Genomic DNA, 21,221 nt, shown 5'->3' on the forward strand with positions numbered 1-21,221 from the left:
CCTTGTAATCCTTTGGGATAAGGCTTATTGTGCAGTGCAACAAACGGAGGATGGTCGATGGCCGTTACCCCTAAGTCTGCGCGTGCCAAGCCGGTCGCGAAAAGCGGTTCCGCAACCTTGTCTGCCAGTGAGGCACTCAAGGCGGCTGAGTCCGCCCTGGGTGAAAAGCCCGCGCCCAAAAAGCCTGCCCCGCGCAAACCCGTCGCCAAGGCTGCTCCGGCAAAGGCGTCCGCGCCCAAGCCGGTAGCAAAGAAGCCGGCGTCGGTCGCTGCTGCTGCTAAAGCCCCTGCTGCGGAACCGGCACCCGTTGCCGATCCGGTGGCGGTGGTCGCGGCGACGACGGCGGTGGATGCCGCACCCGAACCGATTGTTGAAGATGTTGAGGCGGTAGTGGCTCCGGAGCCTGTGTCCGCCCCGAAGACCAAAGCGAAGACGCTGCCTGCCACGGAAGGAACATTGATCATGAACGATATCCTCGAAACCGGTAAGAAGTTCGCCGAAGATACCAAGGCCAAGATGGAAACGGCCTATGCCGACCTGAATGAGAAGGCGAAGGCCGGTGTCGAAAAGTCGACCAAGGCGATGGAAGAGCTGAGCGACATCGCCAAGGGCAATGTCGAAGCGCTGGTGGAATCGGGCAAGATCGCGGCCAAGGGCTTCGAGACGCTGGGCCAGGAAGCCGTCGACTACAGCCGCAAGAGCTTCGAGAAGGCGACTGCCTCGATCAAGAGCTTCTCGACCGCCAAGACCCCGACCGAATTCTTCCAGCTGCAGAGCCAGTTCCTGTCGAGCAGCTTCGACGAGTTCACCAAGGAAGCCGCCAAGAGCAGCGAAGCCTTCATGAAGCTGGCCGGCGACATCAGCCAGCCGCTGACCGCGCGCGTGACCCTGGTCACCGACAAGGTGAAGTCGCTCGCCGCCTGAGGCGGGCTGATTTCACAGCCGAATTCCCGGGCCGATATCCGGCCGGGATGACGAACAAGGGCGGTGCTCCGGTCGGAGCATCGCCTTTTTTCTCGCCGGGGAAACGTGGTTACGCAGCGATGGCATGCGGTCGGCCCCCTTGCCTTGGCAGGACAAATCGCCATATTCTTCTGCATCATGAACCATCTCTTCAACGCATCGGCAGGCGCGCCCTTCAGGGCCGGTCCGGATCAGGACGATACGGGCGACAATGACCCGAACATCGGCGTCGCCACGCGTACCCGCACCCGCACCAAGAAGCCGTCGCTCTACAAGGTGCTGATGCTGAATGACGATTACACGCCGATGGAGTTCGTCGTGCATGTCCTTCAGCATTTCTTCCGCATGGACATGGAGGAAGCGACGCGGGTGATGCTGCACGTCCATCAGCGCGGCGTCGGCGTGTGCGGCATCTTCAGCTATGAAGTGGCCGAGACCAAGGTGAACCAGGTGATGGACTTCGCCCGGCAGAACCAGCATCCGCTGCAATGCACGCTGGAAAAGGCCTGATATCATCGGGTAAGGGCGCGCGCTTAACCTTTTCTTGGTCAGTGTAGCGCCTCTATTTCAATCAATTACATGATTGAAATACAATGTTTTTTCAGACTTATTCGGCATGAATGGTCCCGCTAAACGAAGTGGGGACTTCCAGCATGACGACTATCAGCAGTTACAACAGCATGACCATGCCGCCATCGCCGCGCATGTCGATGACCAATCGCATCGACGCCGCGGTGGAGGCCGGTTCCATCTCGGAAACGGATGGCGACGCGCTCGAAACCGCGCTCGATTCCATCGATTCCGCGCTCAACAGCTCCGCCAGTTCGGGCAGTTCACGGCTTGATCCGTCCTCGATGAAGGATCGGATCGATTCCCTGATCGACGAGCAGGTGTCGGCCGGCACCCTGACCGAGGATCAGGCGGCGCAGTTGCAGAGCCTCTTTGCCCAGGGACCGGGCGGCGCGGAGGCGTCGTCTGGCGACGAGATGAGCATCGACGGCCTGGCCGCCATGGACGGGATGCAGGGGCCGCAAGGCATGCGCGGCCCACCGCCGCCGCGCCCGGTCGAGGACAGCAGCGATGACGACAGCACGACCAGCGAGACGAGCGCGACCAGCGCCACCGATCAGCTGGATTCGATCATCGCCTTCCTCGAAAATCTCCGCTCCAGCCTCAGCCAGTCGCTCTACGGATCGACCAGCAGCGCCACGAGCAGCAGCAATAGCGGTCTGGTGGTCGACAGCCTCGCCTGACGGCGCGCCCTTCTGACGAGCGCGGGGGCTCGCAGACATCCGGCCGGCACCATGGGCTATCGCGCATGGGGCTGGCCGGATGAATTTTCACGATCTTGCCTTCGTTAATATCGGGGGCAGCATTTTGCCGCTAGAAGGGCGGCGTGACGCAGGAGACGGCCCCTTTCATCCACGACCTTGCCGTGATCGGCGGCGGGGTGAACGGGTGCGGCATCGCGCGCGATGCGGCGGGGCGGGGGGCCAGCGTGTTGCTGCTCGAACGGGGCGACCTGGCACAGGGCACTTCCTCGGCCTCGACCAAGCTCATCCATGGCGGGCTGCGCTATCTGGAACATCGGGCCTTCGGCCTGGTCCGCGAATCCCTGGCTGAACGGGAAAGGCTGTGGCGCATCGCGCCGCACATCATCCAGCCGATGCGTTTCGTCCTGCCCTGGGTCGAGGGGCTGCGCCCGCGCTGGCTGCTGCGCTTCGGCCTCTTCCTCTACGATCATATTGGTGGTCGCCGCGCCCTGCTGGCGACGGAGGCGATCGACCTGCGCCAGCATGTCGCCGGCGCGCCGCTGCGGGCGGGGTTCGGCCCTGCCTATGTCTATTCGGACGGCTGGGTCGACGACGCCCGCCTGGTCATCCTCAATGCCCGCGACGCCGCCGATCATGGCGCGGATATCCGCCCCCGCATGCAGGTGCTGCGGCTGGAGCAGGCCGGCGATCATTGGCGCATCCATGCGCGCGATGCGGCCGGGCAGGCGCAGACCTTCCATGCGCGGGTCGTGGTCAATGCCACTGGTCCCGCCGTGCTCGACCTGCTGGATCGGGCTGATCGCCGCGCCGATCGGCTCATCCGGCTGGTGCGCGGATCGCATATCGTCGTGCCGCGCCTGTTCGACCATGGCATGGCCTATTTCTTCCAGCTGCCCGACGGCCGCATCTTCTTCGCCATCCCCTATCAGCATCTCTACACGCTGATCGGCACCACCGACCGCGATCATCAGGATGGCGTCGATCCGATCGAGGCCAGTGCCGAGGAAATCGCCTATCTGTGCGAGGGCGCGAACCGCTATTTCGCCCGGTCGATCAGCCCCGCCGATGTCGTCTGGGCCTTTGCCGGCGTCCGGCCGCTGATCGACGATGGATCGGCCCGGTCGGAATCGGCGACGCGCGGCTATCATCTCGACCTCGACCGGGAGGAGGACGCGCCGCCGCTGCTCAGCATCTATGGCGGCAAGATCACCACCTACCGTCATCTCGCGGCCGATGCGATCGCCCTGCTGAAGCCGCTCGTGCCTGCGCTCGCGGGCGATGACTGGACGGCGGATGCGCCGCTCCCCGGCGGCGATTTCCCGATGACCGGCCTGGCTGATCTCGTCGCCGCGCTGGCGGGCGACTATCCTTTCCTCGATCTCGACACGGCCGAACGGATCGGCTGCGCCTATGGCACCCGTGCCCGCGACTGGCTGGGCGCGGCGCGCGACTGGTCGGACCTGGGCCGGGATTTCGGCCATGGCCTGACCGAAGCGGAACTCTGCTACCTGCTCGCGCGCGAATGGGCAGAGACCAGTGAGGATATTCTCTGGCGCCGGACCAAATTGGGTCTGCGCTTCGACGCCGCGCAACTGGCCGCGCTCGATGCCTGGCTTGAGGAGAGGGCATGACCGACCGCTATCTGCTGGTGCTGGACGAGGGGACCACCTCGACCCGCGCGATGCTCTATGCCCCCGACGGCCGCCGCATCGCGATGGCGCAGGCGGAACTGACCCAATATTATCCACAGCCCGGCTGGGTCGAGCATGACGCCGCCGAAATCTGGACCCGCACGCGCGATTGTGCCCGCCAGATGGTGGACCGGGCGGGTGGCGCGGACCGGATCGCAGCCATCGGCATCACCAACCAGCGCGAGACGGTGGTTGCCTGGGACCGGCGCACCGGCGAACCGCTGGCACCCGCCATCGTCTGGCAGGATCGACGCACGGCGGCGCAATGCACGGCGCTGCGCGAAACCGGTCATGAAGCGATGCTGCAACAGCGTACCGGCCTTGTCGTCGATCCCTATTTTTCCGCCAGCAAGATGCGCTGGCTGATCGATAATGTCCCGGCCGTGGCAGAGGCGGGGGATAGGCTGGCGCTCGGCACGATCGAAAGTTGGCTGGTATGGAAACTGACCGGTGGCCTGCATGTCAGCGACGCCAGCAATGCCAGCCGCACCCAGCTGGTGGCGCTCGACGGCACCGACTGGGATCCGGCGCTTTGCGACCTGTTCGGCGTGCCCTGTGCCGCGCTCCCCGAAATCGTCGACAATGCCGGCACCTTTGGCGAGACGCTGGGGGAATTGTTCGGCGGCGCCATCCCGATCCGCGGACTGGCGGGCGATCAGCAGGCGGCCAGCATCGGTCAGGCCTGCTTGACGCCTGGCGATGCCAAGGCGACCCTGGGCACCGGCGCCTTCATCCTCGCCAATATGGGCGCGCAGATGCCGGCCTCGCGCCATCGCCTGCTCGGCACTCTGCTCTACCGGATCGGCGACCAGCGCATCTATGCGCTGGAAGGATCGATCTTCATTGCCGGCAATCTCATCAAATGGCTGCGCGATCAGCTCGGCCTGATCGGATCAGCGGCGGAGACGGAGGCGCTGGCCCGCTCCGTGCCTGACAGCGGCGGCGTGCTGATGCTGCCGGCGCTGGCGGGGCTGGGCGCGCCGCACTGGCGGCCCGATGTGAACGGCGTCATCGCTGGCCTCACCCAGGGATCGACCCGCGCGCATATCGTCCGAGCCGCGCTCGAATCCCTCTCGCACCAATTGTCCGACCTCGCCACCGCCTTCGCCGCCGACGGCGCGCCCTGGCGCCAGTTGCGGATCGACGGTGGCATGAGCGCCAATGACTGGATCGCCCAGGATATCGCTGATATGCTTGATGTCAGTGTGGATCGTCCGGCGGATGTGGAAACCACGGCGCTGGGTGCGGCCATGCTGGCAGGGCTGGGGGCTGGATTGTTCCGCTCCCTGGACGAGGCCGCGACGATGGCAGGGAAGACGACTCGATTTGATCCGGCGATGCTGCCGCAGCCGCGTGATGCGCGACTGTCGGCATGGCACTGCCTGCGCGATCGGGCGCTGACCTCCTGAATCGGGCGATCTTCAGATTGACCGTAAAAATCGATCACCCAATCCGATTTAATCAGTTTTTCTGAAACTTCGCGGGGCCTTAGCCTGTTCTCATCCAAAGCTGAGGAGGACGATATGGTCGATAAGCCAGTGATGACGACAAGCGCGGGTGCGCCGATTGCCGATAACCAGAACAGCCTGAGCGCAGGCCCGCGCGGTCCGCTGCTGCTCCAGGATTATCAGCTGCTCGAAAAGCTGGCGCACCAGAATCGCGAACGCATTCCCGAACGCGTCGTCCATGCCAAGGGCTGGGGTGCCTATGGCACGCTGACCATCACCGGCGACATCTCCCAATATACCAAGGCGAAGGCGCTGCAGCCGGGCGCGCAGACGCCGATGATCCTGCGCTTCTCGACCGTGGCCGGCGAGTTGGGCGCGGCCGATGCCGAGCGCGACGTGCGCGGCTTCGCGATGAAATTCTATACGCCCGAGGGCAATTGGGATCTGGTCGGCAACAACACGCCGGTTTTCTTCGTGCGTGATCCGCTGAAATTCCCCGATTTCATCCACACGCAGAAGCGTCATCCGCGCACCAATCTGCGCTCGCCAACGGCGATGTGGGACTTCTGGTCCTTGAGCCCCGAATCGCTGCACCAGGTGACGATCCTGATGTCGGATCGTGGCCTGCCGACCGATGTGCGCCACATCAACGGCTATGGCAGCCACACTTTCAGCTTCATCAACGACGCTGGCGAGCGCTTCTGGGTGAAGTTCCACTTCAAGACGATGCAGGGCCATCGCCACTGGACCAATGAGGAGGCCGCGGATGTCGTCGGCCGCACCCGTGAATCCACGCAGGAGGATCTGTTCGAGGCGATCGAGAAGGGCGACTTCCCCAAATGGAAGATGCAGGTCCAGATCATGCCGGAACTGGATGCGGACAAGACGCCCTATAATCCGTTCGACCTCACAAAGGTCTGGCCGCATGCCGATTATCCGCCGATCGACGTCGGCGTGCTGGAACTGAACCGCAACGCCGACAATTATTTCGCGGAGATCGAGCAGGCCGCCTTCTCGCCGTCCAACATCGTGCCGGGCATCGGCTTCTCGCCCGACAAGATGCTGCAGGCGCGCATCTTCTCCTATGCCGACGCGCACCGGCACCGGATCGGCACCCATTATGAGGCGCTGCCGGTCAATGCCCCCAAATGCCCGGTGCATCATTATCACAAGGACGGGGCGATGCGCTTCTTCCCGAACAACCCCAACCCGGCCGCCTATTATGAGCCCAACAGCTTTGGCGGCCCGGTCGAGGATCAGCGCTTTCTGGAGCCGCCGCTGAAGATTTCGGGCGATGCCGACCGCTATAATCATCGCGAAGGCAATGATGATTTCGGCCAGCCGCGCGCGCTGTTCAACCTGTTCGACGATGCGCAGAAGGCGCGGCTCTTCGCCAATATCGCCGCCGCCATGGGCGATATCCCGGACGAGATCGAGGAGCGCCAGTGCAAGCTCTTTGATCAGGTCCATCCCGACTATGGCGCCGGCGTGCGCCAGGCGCGGGCGACGATCAAGGATCGCAATCCGTCGATTTCGGCCCCGACCGATGCGCTGTTGGCTGACGCATCCAGTTGAATAGACTTGTAATATTGTAAAAACAGGCACCGATGATGATCACCGGGGCCTGTTTTTATCTATTCGCTGTGAAATAGTCGGCGGCATAGGAATATATATTAACATTGTCCGCTTAACCCGGATGGGAACATGACGCGGCCCGCCCTTCGCCATATTTCCCTGAAAATGTCGGTATTTACCGGCCTGCTTTACTTTGCGGTCGCGTCGCTTGCTCTGCTGACCTCGCGATTCGAAGGCGGCTTGGCGTTCATCTGGGGCGCCAATGCCCTGCTGATGGCGGAAATGATGACCGCGCGCATGCGCGCCTGGCCGCGTCTCATCCTCTCCTGCATGATCGCCAGCACGATCGCGACCGCGCTGTTCGGCATCGGCGCAATGGCGGCGGTGCCGATGGCTATCCTCAATGTCGGGGAGGCGCTGGTGGTTGCCTATATCTGCCGCCGGCTTGGTGTCGGGCGACAGATCGCCGCATCGATGCGCGAACTGTGCATCTTCATCTTCGCACTGGCGGGCGTTGCCAATGTCCTTGCCGGTATCGGTGCCGGGCTGGTGGTCTCCACTTTGCTGGGTGGTGATTTTCCCCATATCTGGCTGCAATGGTATAGCGGCCATGTGCTGGGCGGCCTCATCTGCACGCCGCTGCTGCTGATCCTGCTGCAGGGCGAGGTAAGCCGCTGGGCGCGCCAGGCTCGGCCGATCGAGCGGCTGGAGGCGTTCGGCCTGCTGTCCGCCTTTGCCCTGTGCGCCTGGTGGATCTTCTATCGCGTCGATTATCCCATGCTGTTCGCCTCGTTGCTGCCGCTGGTGCTGATCGCCTTCCGCACCGGCTATGCGGGGTCGGCGGCGGCGATCGTCATCCTGGCGCTGATCGGCGGCACGGCGACCATGACCGGCCATGGACCGCTCCGTCTGGTCGCGGCCAGCATTCCCGAACGCATCCAGTTCTTCCAATTCTATCTGGCGCTCAGCTTCCTGCTGTCGGTCCCCGTGGCCGCCGAACTCAACAGCCGTCGCCGGCTGATCCGCATGCTGCGCGACAGCGAGGCGCGCTATCGCGCCTTCGCCGAACATAGTGGCGATGGCGTGGTCAATCTCAGCATCGACGGCATCATCCAATATGTCTCGCCCTCGGCCGTGGACCAGATCGGCATCGACGCCGACCGGTTGCTGGGCCAGCCGGCTGTCGACCTGATCGACCCGGAATATCGCCCCTTCGCCATCGTCACCCATCGCCGCGCGCTCGCCCATCCGGGGGAGGCGCATGCGGTCGAATTTCGCCCCAACCGGCCGGACAATGATTTCGACTGGTACGAGATGCTGGTCCGCGCCGTGCTGGACGAGCAGGGGCGGGCGATCGGGGTCATCAGCACGGTGCGCGACATTTCCCGCCACAAGGCGCGCCAGCGAGCGCTGCACCAGGCCGCGGCGCAGGATGCCCTGACCGGTGCCGATAGCCGCCGCGCGTTGCAGGAAAAGCTGGACGACCAGATCGCCCGCGTCGCGGCCGGCGGGCAGGCTTGCCTGCTGCTGATCGACATCGACCATTTCAAGTCGGTCAATGACCGCCACGGCCATGCTGCCGGCGACCGGGTGCTGGTGGGCTTTGTCGAGCGGCTGCGCCAGGCACTGCGTGGCACCGGCAGCGTCGGGCGCCTGGGCGGCGAGGAATTTGCCGTGCTGCTGCCCGATGTCGATCTGGAACGGGCCGAGCGCATCTGCGAGCATCTGCGCACCCGCGTCGGGGTGCGGCCTTTCCCGCTCGGCAATGGCGAGGATATCGCCATCACCTTCAGCGCGGGCCTTGTCGAACTGGACGGCAGCGCCAGCGCCGCGACCCTGATGGAGGCGGCGGACAAGGCGCTCTATGCCGCCAAGGGCAGCGGTCGCAACTGCCTGCGCTTCGCCGCCTGACGGTCCGGCGGAACGGGAACGTCTTTCCCGCCCGAAAAATCGGTGATGTTATGTTGTAACTTATGCCGGTCTCGACTATGTAGCACGCACCATGCTGCTTAGCTTCCGTCACGCCCTGGAATCCGGACGCCTTGATCGCCTCGCGATGGCGCTTTCGGGCCTGTGCGTCGCGCATTGTTTCCTGACCGCGGTGGTGCTGGGCCTGCTGGCATCGGCTGGCGGCATTTTCGACAGTCCGATCTTCCATGAAGCGGGGCTGGCGCTGGCGATCTTGATGGGCGCGATCGCGCTCGGTCATGGTGCGCTCGTCCATCGCTTCATGATGCCCGCCGCGATCGGTTCGCTGGGCCTTGGCATCATGGCCGGCGCGCTGACCATGGACCATGGCTGGCAGGAAAGCGCCTATACGCTGCTTGGAGTCGCCATCCTCGCGCTCGGCCACGATCTCAACCACCGCGCCAGCCACTGACCGCCGGCGATTATCGGGGGCTGGTCTTCCCGCATCGATGACCACGAAAAAGGGGGCCTTTCGGCCCCCTTCGTCTTTTCGTCCTGTCCGCCCGATCAGGCGTCCTTGCGCTCGACGCGATGCTCGCCCTTGACCCAGCGCACGGTGCCGGTGCTGGCGCGCATCACTACGCTCTCGGTGGTCAGCTTGTCGCCCGGCAGATGCTTCACGCCCGCCAGCAGCGATCCGTCGGTCACGCCGGTCGCGGCAAAGATGCAGTCGCCCTTGGCCAGTTCCTTGAGGTCATAGACCTTGTCCAGGTCGGTGATGCCCCACTTATAAGCGCGCTGCTTCTCGTCATCGTTGCGGAACAGCAGGCGGCCCTTGAACTGGCCACCCACGCAGCGCAGCGCGGCACAGGCCAGCACGCCCTCGGGCGCGCCGCCCGAACCCATATAGATGTCGATCGTGGTTTCGGGATTGGTGGTCGCGATCACGCCGGCAACGTCGCCGTCCGGGATCAGCATGATGCCGCAACCGATCGCGCGCAGTTCGGCGATCAGCTTCTCGTGGCGCGGGCGATCCAGCACGCAGACGATGATTTCATGCGGATCGACGCCCTTGGCCTTGGCCACCGCCTCGACATTTTCCTTCACCGACTTGTTGAGGTCGATGATGTTGTCGGGATAGCCCGGACCGACGGCGATCTTGTCCATATAGACGTCGGGCGCGTTGAGCAGGCCGCCTTCTTCCGAAATGGCGAGCACGGCCAGCGCGTTCGGGCCGGCCTTGGCGGTGATGGTGGTGCCTTCCAGCGGATCGAGCGCGATGTCGATCTTGGGGCCCTTGCCGATCGCATTGCCGACCTTCTCGCCGATATAGAGCATCGGCGCCTCGTCGCGCTCGCCCTCGCCGATCACGACGGTGCCGTCCATATAGAGGTCGTTGAAGGCCAGGCGCATCGCCTCGACCGCAGCGGCGTCGGCGGCCTTCTCGTCGCCCCGACCGACCAGCTTGGATGCGGCGATTGCAGCCGCTTCGGTGACGCGCACCATTTCGAGTACCAAGACGCGATCGAGAATCGAACTAGCCTGCACCATAGCCACTCCTCTGCTGTAACTGATAGAGCAGGGCGATAGGATGTCCGCCTCTGCTTGTCGACCCAACTTGCCCGGCTCGCAAAGCTTTTCATAGTCGTGATGCCACGGATGGACGCGCCTTTGCCTTATATGGCATTCCGCAGCGTCCAGCCGCTGCCATCATCCCGCCATGTTCGACTGTTCAGATGTCGTCATGCGGTGGGTCTTGTCTTTCCCTCTTTTGCTGATCGGCCTGCCGCCGGTGGCCGCGCAGGATATCGTGCCGGTGGATGAAGCGCCGCTCGCCCAGCGTACCGCGATGGAGCAATATCAGGCGCGCACCGCTGTCGTCCGGCCCTGCGATCGCAGCGGCGGCGGCATCGTCGTCTGCGGCAGCCGGGCGGAGCGCAATGCGAAGGAACGGCTGCCGCTACCGCGCGAACCGGTCGAGGGGCGACCGCTTGCCGGTGACACGCCCCGCGCTTCCGCTGCCGCACCCAGGCAAGGCGCCTGCGGTGTCGTCGGCGGGCAGGGGACGGGTTGCGTCGGTGGTGGCGTGCCGATCCTGGGCGCTGCCATGCTGGCCGGCAAGGCCATCACCCATTTGCTCGACCCCGACGCCGACATGGCGCCACCGCCGCCCCTGCCGGATTCGGTCAAGGGCGCCGGCCAGCACTGATCCCACCGGTCCCGGCGCGATCAATCCAGAATATGCATGACCATCGGCGTGTCGAGCAGGCTGTCGGAGCCGGCCAGCCGTTCCAGCGTCTCGCGCACGCAGCGTTCCTCGCCGGCATGGGTGACGATCGCCACCAGCACGCCGTCGGCCTGGTTGGCGCCGCGCTGGATCATGCTCTCGATCGAGACGCCGGCATCGCGGGTCGCGGCGGCAATCTCGGCCAGCACGCCGGGGCGATCCTGCACCTTGAAGCGCAGATAGGCGCGGCCGATCCGCTGGCCGGCGTCGGCCGGCTGTTGCGGGGTCAGGGCGGCGACCGGCATTGCCAGCGCATCGCCATATTCGTCGCGCGCCACGTCGATCAGGTCGGCAACCACGGCCGAAGCGGTCGGGCCGTCACCCGCGCCACGCCCCTGGAAGAAGAGACGACCGACGAAATTGCCCTCGGCCACCACGGCATTGAGCGAACCGTCGACATGGGCCAGCGGATGATCGAGCGGCACCAGCATCGGATGGACGCGCTGGAACAGGCCTTCCGGGCCGTTCTCCGCCATGCCGACCAGGCGGATGCGGAAGCCCAGCGCCGCTGCCTCGGCGATGTCGGCGGCGATCACATGGCGGATGCCGGTGGTCGCGACATGGTCGAAGTCCAGTTCGGTGCCAAAGGCCAGGCTGGCGAGGATGGTCAGCTTGTGCGCGGCATCGACGCCGTCAATGTCGAAGCTCGGATCGGCCTCGGCATAGCCCAGTTCTTGGGCTTCCTTCAGCACCTCGTCAAAGCCCCGGCCTTCCTTCTCCATGGTGGTCAGGATGTAATTGCAGGTGCCGTTGAGGATGCCATAGACGCGGCTGATCTCGTTGGCGGCCGCGCCTTCGCGCATGCCCTTGATGACCGGGATGCCGCCGGCGACCGCCGCTTCATATTTGAGCGCTACGCCCGCCTTCTCGGCCCGGCTGGCAAGGTCGAGGCCATGATGGGCCAGCATCGCCTTGTTCGCGGTGACGAACGGCTTGCCGGCGGCCAGGCACTGGCGCGCGAGGGTGAGGGCCGGGCCGTCGGCACCGCCGATCAGTTCGACCACCACGTCGATATCGTCGCGGGTCGCCAGCGTCGTCATGTCGTCGACCCACTCATAGGGGGACAGGTCGACGCCACGATCCTTGTTACGGTCGCGCGCGGAGATGGCGACGACCTGAATCGGGCAACCGGCACGGCGGGCAATCAGGTCGCCATTGGTGTTGAGCAGGCGAATGACGCCGCCACCCACCGTTCCGAGGCCAACGAGCGCGACGCGCAGCGGGGCATGGCGGTGGAGATTGGTCATGGCGTTTCCTGGTCCTTCGCACTGTAAGAGCCGCGCTGATAGCGGCCCGAACGCCGCTGTCCAAGGAAAAGCACAGTGGCGCCTAATTGAAAGATAAGTGCGTAGGCGGTCAGTTCGGCTTTCGATTGCGTGCGCAGCGGCCAAGTGCATTGAGGACGAACTGATAATCGGCGCGCGCCGCTTCGGCGTCCTGCACTGCCAGGGTGCGAACCGAGCGGGCCGGCAAAGTGGCCGGCAGGCTGCAGCTCAGCCGATACCAGAGCAGGCTGCCGGGGGCAGGGGCGCGGGCGGCTTCGTCGACGATTTCGCCCAGCGCCACGGCCCAGCTGGGCTGTTGTCCGGGGCGGCGGATGATCGACAGCGACACCGGATCGCCATTTTCGGTGCGCAGGAAAATCTGGGTCTCGCCTTCGCCGGCGATCGTGCCGGCAACATGGAAAGCGTCGCCCAGGCCGATGATTCGCGGCGGTGCGTCCGGCGCAACCAGCGCCGATAGAACGGTCTTTACCCGTTCGACCTCGGCGGGGGTGGCGGCGATCTGCGCATCGCGCGCAATCAGCTGAATCTGGCCCGGCCGCCCGCCCGGACGGGCGAACAACAGCACTTGCGCCTTCTTCAGCTTGGGTATCTTGCCCTTCGAATCGAGGCGGGCGTCATAGAGGTAGCCAACGGTCGGGCTTATGCCCCCTTCGCCGCGAATCAGTGCGGTCACTTCGGCCTCGACATAGACCCTGCGATAGCCCGCGGGGACGTCCGGAGCCTGTTCGGGCTTCAACGGGACGATGTTGCTTATGCGCACGTTGGCAACCAGCGGTGCCGCATCGGACAGGTCCGCAATGTCGGCGTAGGTCAATCCGGCGGCAACCGTCGATGATTGCGCTGTCATCGAATTTGTCTGAGAAAATGCCGGAAAAACGGCGGTATATGAGGCGGAAATGAGGCACAGCGAGGCGAGTGTCTTCATGGCCATGGTGGATTTCTTCTGCATCTTCGTCCTATGCTGTCAGCCCGTGGCAGGGATGTCACAGGCAAGTCATTCCGGTGTGTGATGGTAAACGCAAGCCGGTAGTTCGATAAAGCGTTTGCGTGCCACGATGCGCCGCGATAGGAGTTCGCACGGTAGCAAATGGACGGATAAGGGCCAAAGGTGGTCGGGGATAGCCCCGGGCAGCTCGGGCCGTTTTTGGCTGATTTGTACAACCCACTGGTAAGATGAGTTAAGGAGTGTCGTTGCCGAATGGCCTATGCTGACCACTCGCAAGGATCGAGTCGCACGATATCGATCGTCATCGTCGCCCTGATTCACGCTGTTCTCGGCTATGCCTTCGTCACCGGTCTTGGCATGAAATATGTCAAAAAGGCGGCGGAACAGCTGAACGTGATCGACGTGAAGGAGGAGCCCCCGCCACCTGACGAGGAGCCGCCGCCGCCGCCGCCGGACAAGCCGATTGAGCCTCCGCCGGTCGTCGCGCCGCCGCCGATCGTCCAGACCCCGGCCCCCGCGCCGCCGATCCAGACGGTTCGGACGCCGCCGCCGGTGTTCAATGAGGTTCCGGTGCCCGCACCGCCGCCGGCCCCGCCGCCGCCGCCCGCTGCAAAGCAGGCTGCAAAGGGCGTGTCGCCGCGTGGCAATCCGGGTTCCTGGGCAACCACGGAAGACTATCCTTCGCGCGCTCTGCGTGAAGAAAAGCAGGGGACCACTGGTTTCCGTCTTGAAGTGGGCGCCGATGGCCGTGTCACGAGCTGCACCGTTACGCAGTCGAGTGGCTCGCCTGAACTGGACGACGCAACTTGTAAGCTGGTTTCCCGCCGCGCGCGCTTTAGCCCCGCGGAAGATGACCAGGGTAACAAGATCCCGTCGACCTACGCGAACCGCATTCAGTGGCGGATCCCGCAGTAATTTAAACGGGAGGGCAGGCGCCCGGCGCCGCTCTCCCCTTTCACGATCCTTTTGAGAGGGAAGTCTTGAACATGTTGATGTATCTCGCAGCCGCGGCGCCCAAGCCGGAAAACCCGTACGGCCTGATGGAAGCCCTGGAGCAGGGCGGCACCATTGCCTGGACCGTCTTCATCATCCTCTGCGCCATGTCGGTCGGCACTTTCTACATCCTGTTCACCAAGCTGATCGAACAGCAGAAGGTGATCAGCCAGGGCAAGAAGATCCGTGCGACCTTCTGGCGCGCCGCTTCGCTGAAGGAAGCTTCGGCCAAGCTCGAAAAGAACTCGGCCTACAAGCAGATCGTCGATGACGGCATCAAGGCTCAGGAAGAGCATGGCAAGCTGAAGGATCCGGTCGAAGCCCATGACTGGCTGCACGGCTCGCTGGCTCGCTCGGAAGCCGCGATCAACTCGTCGCTCGGTGGCGGCCTGGCGTTCCTCGCCACCGTCGGTTCGACCTCGCCGTTCATCGGTCTGTTCGGTACCGTTATCGGCATCTACCGCGCTCTGATCAAGATCGGTGCTGCCGGTCAGGCCTCGATCGACGCCGTTGCCGGCCCGGTCGGTGAAGCTCTGATCATGACCGCGCTGGGTCTGGCCGTGGCCGTTCCCGCCGTTCTGGCCTACAACTTCCTGCAGCGCCGCAACAAGGCGATCTCGGAACAGCTGAACGGCTTCACCGTCGACCTGCTGGCCTACCTGGTTTCGGACGGCGCCGTGAAGCCGACCGTTGCTGCCGCTCCGGCCGCTGCTGCTGCCAAGCCGGCTGCTGCGCCGACCAAGGCCTAATCGCCTTAAGACGCCGGTTCGGGCGCCGGGTGGCGGCTGCGACCACCCGGCCCCTGCCGGACAGGGGCCCCGGTTAACGGGGCACCTACGACACCAAGGTTAGGATTGTATCAATGGCAATGAGTGTTGGCTCCGACGGCGGTGACGACAAGCCGATGTCCGACATCAACACGACGCCGCTCGTCGACGTCATGCTGGTGTTGCTCATCATCTTTCTCATCGCGGTCCCGGTCGTCGTCCAGACGGTCGATCTGCAACTTCCCAAGGTGGCGTTCGAGCCGACCACGACGAAACCCGAAAATGTTTCCTTGTCGGTCACCTCGGCGCCCGACGGCAGCTGTGCGGTTTACTGGAACCTGACCAAGGTCAGCTCCGACGAACTGCTCGATCGCGCCGTCGCCAAGCTGGAAGCGGACATCAAGAAGGCTGGTGGTGTTGAAAATCTGACGCCCGAGGATCTGCCCGAAGTGCATATCCGCGGCGACATCAATACCCCCTATCGTTGCATCGGCGGCACCATCTACACGATGCAGCGCGCCGGTTTCCCGAAGGTGGGCTTCATCTCCGAACCGGAACCCGGTTCGACGACGACCCGCCTCTGATCGGCCGCATAAGGAGAATTCGTTATGGCCATGAGCATGGGCTCCGATGATGGTGAGCCGATGGTGGAAATGAACACGACGCCGTTGATCGACGTCATGCTCGTTCTCCTCATCATGTTCATCATCACCATTCCGATCCAGACCCACGCGGTTAAGATCGATCTGCCGCAGAGCGCGCCTCCGAGCGACAATGTGGTCGACCCTGTCAAGAACAAGGTCGCGATCGATGCCGGCGGCGTGATCAGCTGGAACGGTGCGCCGATCGACCTGCTGACCCTGCGTCAGTATCTGCAGCAGTCGCTGCGTCTGCCCGTCGAGCCGGAACTGCAGTTCCAGCCGAACGCGCAGACCCGCTACGTCGTCGTTGACGAGGTGCTGGCGGAGATCAAGCGCGCGGGCGTGACCAAGCTGGGTTTCGTCGGCAACGAGCAGTATAGCTCGTTCTGATCCCTGATCGTTCGGGGCTTGTCGGTCTCAGACTTCCCGTCTCCGACCCGTCGGACGATCAATCGGACCACAGACCAGGGGCTGCTTCGGCAGCCCCTTTTTTGTGCCCGTCCGTCTCCCGCTTAACATTTCCCTTACCTTCCTGCGCGATGCTGAAGGGGAATGGGTGGATGTAGACCATGGGTGCTGAACGACTGACCGAACTGGAACGCAGGGGCCGGCTTGCCGAACGGCGCGACGTTGTGATCAGCGTCAAGGTGCGGCGTCCGGGTGAAACCTGGTTCACCAGCAATATCGCCGATATGTCGCTCACCGGCTTTCGCCTGCACAGTTTCATGAGGCTCACCGTCGGCAGCGAATTGTGGATCATGTTGCCGGGTTTCGAGGGGCGGCGCGCCCGCGTCCAGTGGGTGCGCGCGCATGAATCGGGCTGCACCTTCGAGCGCCCGCTCCATCCCGCCATCTTCGATTATATCGTCCAGCGCTGCCTCGCCGGTCGCTGACCGCGCGTCCGGCGGGACGGCGGTTCAGCCGTCCAGCTGGTCCTGGAACTGCAGGCTGGCCAGCCGCGCATAAAGACCGCCCAGCGCCACCAGCGTCGCATGGTCGCCCTGTTCCACGATCCGTCCCTGATCCAGCACGATGATCCGGTCGGCGGCCCGCACGGTCGCCAGCCGATGGGCGATGACGATCGTCGTGCGCCCCTGCATCAGCCGGTCGAGCGCATCCTTGACCAGCTGCTCGGATTCCGCGTCGAGCGCTGACGTCGCCTCGTCCAGCAGCAGGATCGGCGCATCGCGCAGCAGCGCGCGGGCGATCGACACGCGCTGGCGCTGCCCGCCCGACAGCCTTGCACCGCCTTCGCCCAGATGGCTGTCCAGCCCCTGGGGCAGGGCGCGCAGAAAGGCTTCGGCATTGGCCGCCCGCGCCGCGGCCCATATCTCCTCGTCGCTCGCATCCCATTTGCCGTAGCGCAGATTGTCGCGAGCGGAGGCGGCGAAGATCACGCTGTCCTGCGGCACCATTGCCATCACCGCGCGCAGCACGGCAGGATCGGCGGCCGGCAGCGGCACATCGTTCAGCCGCACTTCGCCCTGGTCGGGGTCATAGAAGCGCAGCGCCAGCTGGATCAGCGTCGACTTGCCGGCACCCGAAGGGCCGACCACTGCCACCGTCTCGCCCGGCGCAATGTCGAGCGTCACGCCGTTCAGCGCCGCCTGATCGGGGCGGGTGGGATAATGGAAATGGACATTGTCGAAGCGCAGCCGCGCGCCTTGGGCCAGCGTCGGGATCGCGACCGGCGCCGCCGGCGCGGCGATCGCCGGCTCGGCCGCCATCAGCTCGTCCAGCCGGCTCGCCGCCCCGGCGCCGCGCAACAGGTCGCCCCAGCTTTCCGACAGAGAGCCGAACGCGCCGGCCACCAGCCCGCCGGTCAGCACGAAGGCCGCGATGCTGCCACCCGACAGCCGCCCGGCCGCGACGTCGATCGCGCCCAGCCACAACACGCCGGTGATCGATCCGAACACCAATGCAAAGGCGATGGCGGTCATCACCGCGCGCAGCAATATGCGCTGCCGGGCGGTGGCAAAGCCGCTCGCGACGGTCGCGTCGAACCGGGCCGCCTCGCGCCCTTCCTGGCCAAAGCCCTGGACGATCTTCATCGCGCCCAGCACTTCGGTGGTGACGCTGCCGACTTCGGCCAGCCGATCCTGGCTGGCGCGCGACAATTTGCGCACCCGCCGGCCCAGCGTCACCAATGTCAGCACGATCACCGGTATGCCCAGGATCAGTAGCCCCGCCAGCTTGGGCGCCAATATGAACAGATAGATGAGGCCGCCAATGCCGGTGACCAGGTTGCGTAGCGCGACCGACACGGTCGATCCCACCACCTGATCGATGATCGCGGTGTCCGCCGTCATGCGCGACGCGATCTCCGACGGCCTGTTTTCCTCGAAGAAGGCCGGCGCCTGGCGCAGCAGATTGGCCTGGGTCGCGCTGCGAATGTCGGCGACCACCCGCTCGCCCAGCCAGGATACGAAATAGAAGCGCAGCGCGCTTGCCAGCGCCAGGATCACCACCAGCAGGAACAGATATTCGAACCAGCGGCTGATATCGCCGCCGCCGGTGAAGCCCTTGTCGATCACCAGGCGAAAGCCGCTCGGGATCGCCAGCGTCGCGGCCGAAGAGACGATCAGCGCGGTCAGCGCCCCGGCGATCCGCGCCGGATAGCGCGTCGCAAAGCGCCACAGCATGGCCAGACTCGACAGGGCAGGGCGATCGGCGCGGCGCGGCGCGGGTGCGGTGGCATCCTCCATGTCGGGGCGTTAGCAGCGCGGCGCGCCCGCCTCAATGGGCGGGCGTGATCCCGCCGCTCAGGCCGCCGGTGCGATCCGTTCGGCCAGCGCCATCAGGCGCGGCGTATCCGCCTTGCCGGTCAATGCATAGGCCATGTCGCCGGCCTCCCAATAGGCGACCGTGCCGTCGCGCCGCTCCGCGATCAGCGGCTGCCCTTCCGCCGGCGTTTCCGCCCGGTCGGCGAACAGCGACAATTGCTCGCCCTTTTCGGTGGTCAGCGCGATCGCGATCGCCGGGCTGTCGGCGGTCGGGAACAGTTGCACGTCCCGCACCTGCCAATTGGCCGGCAGGCGCGGCAGCACGATGCCGGTCGACCGCCGGATTTCGGCATCGTCCAGCTTGGCGCTCTCGACCTGCGACGCCATCTGCTGGCGCAGCAGGCCGGCGCGGCGCGATGCGGCCGCCTCGTCCAGGAAGGTGCTGGCCTGCGCCGCCTGGGGAAATTCGCCCAGCGCGCCCCGGCCGATCCACCCCGTCGCCAGCAGCGCCGCGATCGCCGCCGCCCGGCCGACATGGCGCCAGCCGCGCCCGGCCTCATTGTCATTGGCCACCGGTCGCGACATGTCGCGGCGCCGGCCGACCAGCGTCCCCTTGGTGCCGTCATGCATCAGGCGGAAATCGATATGCGGCCAGCGCTTGCGCCAGCGGCGCGCGACCAGCCGTTCGCCCGGCCGCGCAGCATCGTCCAGCAGCACCACGCCATGGGAGGAGAGGCGCGCGAACAGGCTGTCGGCGGCGCCCCGCACCAGCGGATGCACGCTCCAGGGCGGGCCATCGATGATGATCAGGTCGATCTGCTCGGGCAGCCGGTCGATCGCATACCAGCGACCCGGCCAGTCGGCGCTTTCGTGCGTCAGCGGCGCATGGCGGATATCCACGTCCAGCGCATGGTCGGCCAGCCATTGCCGGGTCGCGTCGACAAAGCCGCCATGCTGGTCGAAACTGTGCAACTGGCCGCCGCCATGCAATTGCAGCGCCCGCGCCGCGATCAGCGAGGATGCCCCCGCGCCCAGTTCGACGACATGCGTCGGCCGCAGCCGCGCAATCTCGCGCACGATATGGCGCAGGAAGCCGACATCGGCCTTCCAGCTTCCCAGATGGGGCAGCGCATCATGGGGCAGTTTGAGCTCGTCCAGCAGCGCGCGTTTGTCCGCCTTGCGCCCGCCCGACAGGCTGGCCAGCAGCCAGGGCCAGCCGATCGCGCCAAAGGTCAGGCGCCATGCCATGTCGGACACGCGGCGGGACAGGTCATCGGTCACGGGGTCGGATTCATTCAGCGAGAGGAAGCCGGTCAATTCACGGGAAGTCACGGGGAAATACGCTCCTGTCGCAAAGGCGGGGACTATGCCAGCAGTCCTGTTTCACGCATATGACGCCCATCCAATTGGTCAAATCATGACGCAGGAAACGCCGATGACCCGTATAATTTCCGCGACGGTCGAACGCTGGCCGGTGGCGGGCGCCTTCATCATCAGCCGCGGTGCCAAGACGGAGGTGGACGTCGTCGTCTGCACCGTGGGCGACGGCGATCATGTCGGGCGGGGCGAGGGGACGGCCATCTATTATGAGGGGGAGACCGCACAGGGCTGCGCGGCGGCGATCAACGCCTATGCCGGGCCGCTCGATCGCGAGGCGCTGTTGCAGGCGATGCCGCGCGGTGCCGCGCGCAACGCGCTCGACTGCGCGCTGTGGGATCTGGAGGCGAAACGGGCCGGCGTCCCGGTCTGGCAACTGGCCGGCCTTGCTGCACCGACGCCGCTGCCCACCGCCTTCACCATCAGCCTGGGCGAACCGGAGCGGATGGAGGCCGATGCCCGCGCGGCCGTCGCGCGCGGCTTTGGCCTGCTCAAATGCAAGCTGACGGGGGAGGGCGATCATGCCCGCATCGCCGCCGTGCGCGCCGGCGCACCGGGCGTCCGGCTGATCGTCGACGCCAATGAAAGCTGGCATGACCGCGACATCGTGGCGGAGGCAGCGGCGCTCGCCGAACTGGGCGTGGAAATGGTGGAGCAGCCGATCCTGCACGGGCGGGAGGACAGGCTGGCCGGCCTGCGCGCGCCGTTGCCGCTCTGCGCCGACGAAAGCTGCCACACCCGCGCCGATCTCGACCGGCTGGGCGATTTCGACGCGGTGAATATCAAGCTCGACAAGGCCGGTGGCCTGACTGAAGCGCTGGCTCTGGCACAGGCGGCGCGGGCCCGCGGCTTTCGCATCATGGTCGGCTGCATGCTCGGCACCTCGCTCGGCATCGCGCCTGCCGCCTTGGTGGCACAGGGCGCCGACTGGATCGATCTCGACGGCGCGCTGCTGCTGGCGAAGGATCGTGACGGTGCCCTGCCGCTGCGCGACGGCCTGCTCCACCCCGGCACCCTCTGGGGCCAGGGCTGAAACCATTCCTCCCCGCGTGCGGGGAGGGGGACCATCCGAAGGATGGTGGAGGGGGCAGGCCGCCTTGAGCTGGCCCCCAACCGACCACCGCTTTCCTACTCGGCCTTTCTCTGGTCTATCCTCGGCGATGCAAGTCCGATCATCGCCACCCATTGGGCGCCCGATCGCCTGTGGGCGGCATGACCCAAATGTCGCCTCGATGGCGCGTCACCGTCGCCTGGTCGTGACCCGATCGGCAGGCAACTGTGACCCAGGTGTCGCGCCGCTGTCGCGCGACAGGGGCGTGGGTGGTGCATATCCGGGGCAAAC

At 65.4% G+C, this 21,221-nt stretch carries 20 protein-coding genes; 15 read left to right on the forward strand and 5 right to left on the reverse strand.

What is annotated here, in order from left to right:
* The first annotated feature begins 57 nt into the window (after positions 1 to 57).
* The 8 genes from U0025_RS22885 (at position 58) to U0025_RS22920 (ending at position 9,331) form a co-directional block, all read left to right on the forward strand.
* Entirely contained in the window at positions 58 to 924 is an 867-nt protein-coding gene (locus U0025_RS22885; RefSeq protein ID WP_004209973.1) for a phasin family protein, read from the forward strand.
* A gap of 177 nt (positions 925 to 1,101) precedes the next feature.
* Positions 1,102 to 1,473 (forward strand): ATP-dependent Clp protease adapter ClpS, encoded by a 372-nt coding sequence (clpS, locus tag U0025_RS22890; protein WP_004209974.1) that lies wholly within the window; start codon positions 1,102 to 1,104, stop codon positions 1,471 to 1,473.
* Between the two features lie 143 nt (positions 1,474 to 1,616).
* Positions 1,617 to 2,216 (forward strand): hypothetical protein, encoded by a 600-nt coding sequence (locus U0025_RS22895; RefSeq protein WP_004209975.1) that lies wholly within the window; start codon positions 1,617 to 1,619, stop codon positions 2,214 to 2,216.
* 143 nt (positions 2,217 to 2,359) lie between these two features.
* On the forward strand, positions 2,360 to 3,868 hold the full coding sequence (locus tag U0025_RS22900) for a glycerol-3-phosphate dehydrogenase (RefSeq protein WP_004209976.1): 1,509 nt from the start codon (positions 2,360 to 2,362) through the stop codon (positions 3,866 to 3,868).
* On the forward strand, positions 3,865 to 5,337 hold the full coding sequence (locus U0025_RS22905) for an FGGY family carbohydrate kinase (protein WP_004209978.1): 1,473 nt from the start codon (positions 3,865 to 3,867) through the stop codon (positions 5,335 to 5,337). Before U0025_RS22900 ends, U0025_RS22905 begins: the two co-directional genes overlap by 4 nt.
* Positions 5,338 to 5,451: 114 nt before the next feature.
* Positions 5,452 to 6,951 carry a catalase gene (locus U0025_RS22910; protein ID WP_004209979.1) on the forward strand — a complete coding sequence of 500 codons (1,500 nt, stop codon included), beginning with the start codon at positions 5,452 to 5,454 and terminating at the stop codon, positions 6,949 to 6,951.
* Positions 6,952 to 7,080: 129 nt separating this feature from the next.
* Entirely contained in the window at positions 7,081 to 8,862 is a 1,782-nt protein-coding gene (locus U0025_RS22915) for a sensor domain-containing diguanylate cyclase (protein ID WP_004209980.1), read from the forward strand.
* Positions 8,863 to 8,953: 91 nt separating this feature from the next.
* Positions 8,954 to 9,331, forward strand: coding sequence for a MerC domain-containing protein (locus U0025_RS22920; RefSeq protein ID WP_004209982.1), 378 nt, complete (start codon positions 8,954 to 8,956; stop codon positions 9,329 to 9,331).
* A gap of 95 nt (positions 9,332 to 9,426) precedes the next feature.
* Here U0025_RS22920 and glpX read toward each other — a convergent pair whose 3' ends face one another.
* Positions 9,427 to 10,410 carry a class II fructose-bisphosphatase gene (gene glpX, locus U0025_RS22925; RefSeq protein ID WP_004209983.1) on the reverse strand — a complete coding sequence of 328 codons (984 nt, stop codon included), beginning with the start codon at positions 10,408 to 10,410 and terminating at the stop codon, positions 9,427 to 9,429.
* A gap of 220 nt (positions 10,411 to 10,630) precedes the next feature.
* Here glpX and U0025_RS22930 point away from each other — a divergent pair, with 220 nt between their 5' ends.
* Positions 10,631 to 11,068, forward strand: coding sequence for a hypothetical protein (locus tag U0025_RS22930; protein ID WP_037490872.1), 438 nt, complete (start codon positions 10,631 to 10,633; stop codon positions 11,066 to 11,068).
* A 20-nt stretch (positions 11,069 to 11,088) separates the two neighbouring features.
* Here the strand turns inward: U0025_RS22930 and U0025_RS22935 are convergent, their stop codons facing one another.
* Positions 11,089 to 12,393, reverse strand: a complete 1,305-nt coding sequence (locus U0025_RS22935; RefSeq protein ID WP_004209986.1) for a homoserine dehydrogenase — start codon at positions 12,391 to 12,393, stop codon at positions 11,089 to 11,091.
* A 109-nt stretch (positions 12,394 to 12,502) separates the two neighbouring features.
* Positions 12,503 to 13,381 carry a hypothetical protein gene (locus U0025_RS22940; protein WP_004209987.1) on the reverse strand — a complete coding sequence of 293 codons (879 nt, stop codon included), beginning with the start codon at positions 13,379 to 13,381 and terminating at the stop codon, positions 12,503 to 12,505.
* 249 nt (positions 13,382 to 13,630) lie between these two features.
* On the opposite strand from U0025_RS22940, the gene U0025_RS22945 reads away from it, so the two are divergent.
* From U0025_RS22945 to U0025_RS22965, 5 genes are all read left to right on the forward strand, one after another.
* Positions 13,631 to 14,293: an energy transducer TonB gene (locus U0025_RS22945; protein WP_004209989.1), complete on the forward strand. Its 663-nt coding sequence runs from the start codon at positions 13,631 to 13,633 to the stop codon at positions 14,291 to 14,293.
* Between the two features lie 71 nt (positions 14,294 to 14,364).
* Positions 14,365 to 15,120: a MotA/TolQ/ExbB proton channel family protein gene (locus tag U0025_RS22950; protein ID WP_004209990.1), complete on the forward strand. Its 756-nt coding sequence runs from the start codon at positions 14,365 to 14,367 to the stop codon at positions 15,118 to 15,120.
* Between the two features lie 113 nt (positions 15,121 to 15,233).
* The gene (locus U0025_RS22955) at positions 15,234 to 15,722 is read left to right on the forward strand and encodes an ExbD/TolR family protein (protein ID WP_004209992.1); all 489 of its coding nucleotides are present in this window, start codon (positions 15,234 to 15,236) and stop codon (positions 15,720 to 15,722) included.
* 24 nt (positions 15,723 to 15,746) lie between these two features.
* A complete protein-coding gene (locus tag U0025_RS22960; RefSeq protein ID WP_004209993.1) occupies positions 15,747 to 16,169 on the forward strand; it encodes an ExbD/TolR family protein in 423 nt (140 codons plus the stop codon).
* 179 nt (positions 16,170 to 16,348) lie between these two features.
* Positions 16,349 to 16,672, forward strand: coding sequence for a PilZ domain-containing protein (locus tag U0025_RS22965; RefSeq protein ID WP_004209995.1), 324 nt, complete (start codon positions 16,349 to 16,351; stop codon positions 16,670 to 16,672).
* 24 nt (positions 16,673 to 16,696) lie between these two features.
* Here U0025_RS22965 and U0025_RS22970 read toward each other — a convergent pair whose 3' ends face one another.
* Entirely contained in the window at positions 16,697 to 18,484 is a 1,788-nt protein-coding gene (locus tag U0025_RS22970; RefSeq protein ID WP_037490876.1) for an ABC transporter transmembrane domain-containing protein, read from the reverse strand.
* Between the two features lie 57 nt (positions 18,485 to 18,541).
* Positions 18,542 to 19,834: a class I SAM-dependent methyltransferase gene (locus U0025_RS22975; protein WP_004209997.1), complete on the reverse strand. Its 1,293-nt coding sequence runs from the start codon at positions 19,832 to 19,834 to the stop codon at positions 18,542 to 18,544.
* A 103-nt stretch (positions 19,835 to 19,937) separates the two neighbouring features.
* Here U0025_RS22975 and dgcA point away from each other — a divergent pair, with 103 nt between their 5' ends.
* Positions 19,938 to 20,912 carry an N-acetyl-D-Glu racemase DgcA gene (gene dgcA, locus U0025_RS22980; protein ID WP_004209998.1) on the forward strand — a complete coding sequence of 325 codons (975 nt, stop codon included), beginning with the start codon at positions 19,938 to 19,940 and terminating at the stop codon, positions 20,910 to 20,912.
* Positions 20,913 to 21,221 lie beyond the last annotated feature (309 nt).

The sequence above is a fragment of the Sphingobium yanoikuyae genome (genome assembly GCF_034424525.1).
GTDB classification, from domain to species: Bacteria; Pseudomonadota; Alphaproteobacteria; order Sphingomonadales; family Sphingomonadaceae; genus Sphingobium; species Sphingobium yanoikuyae.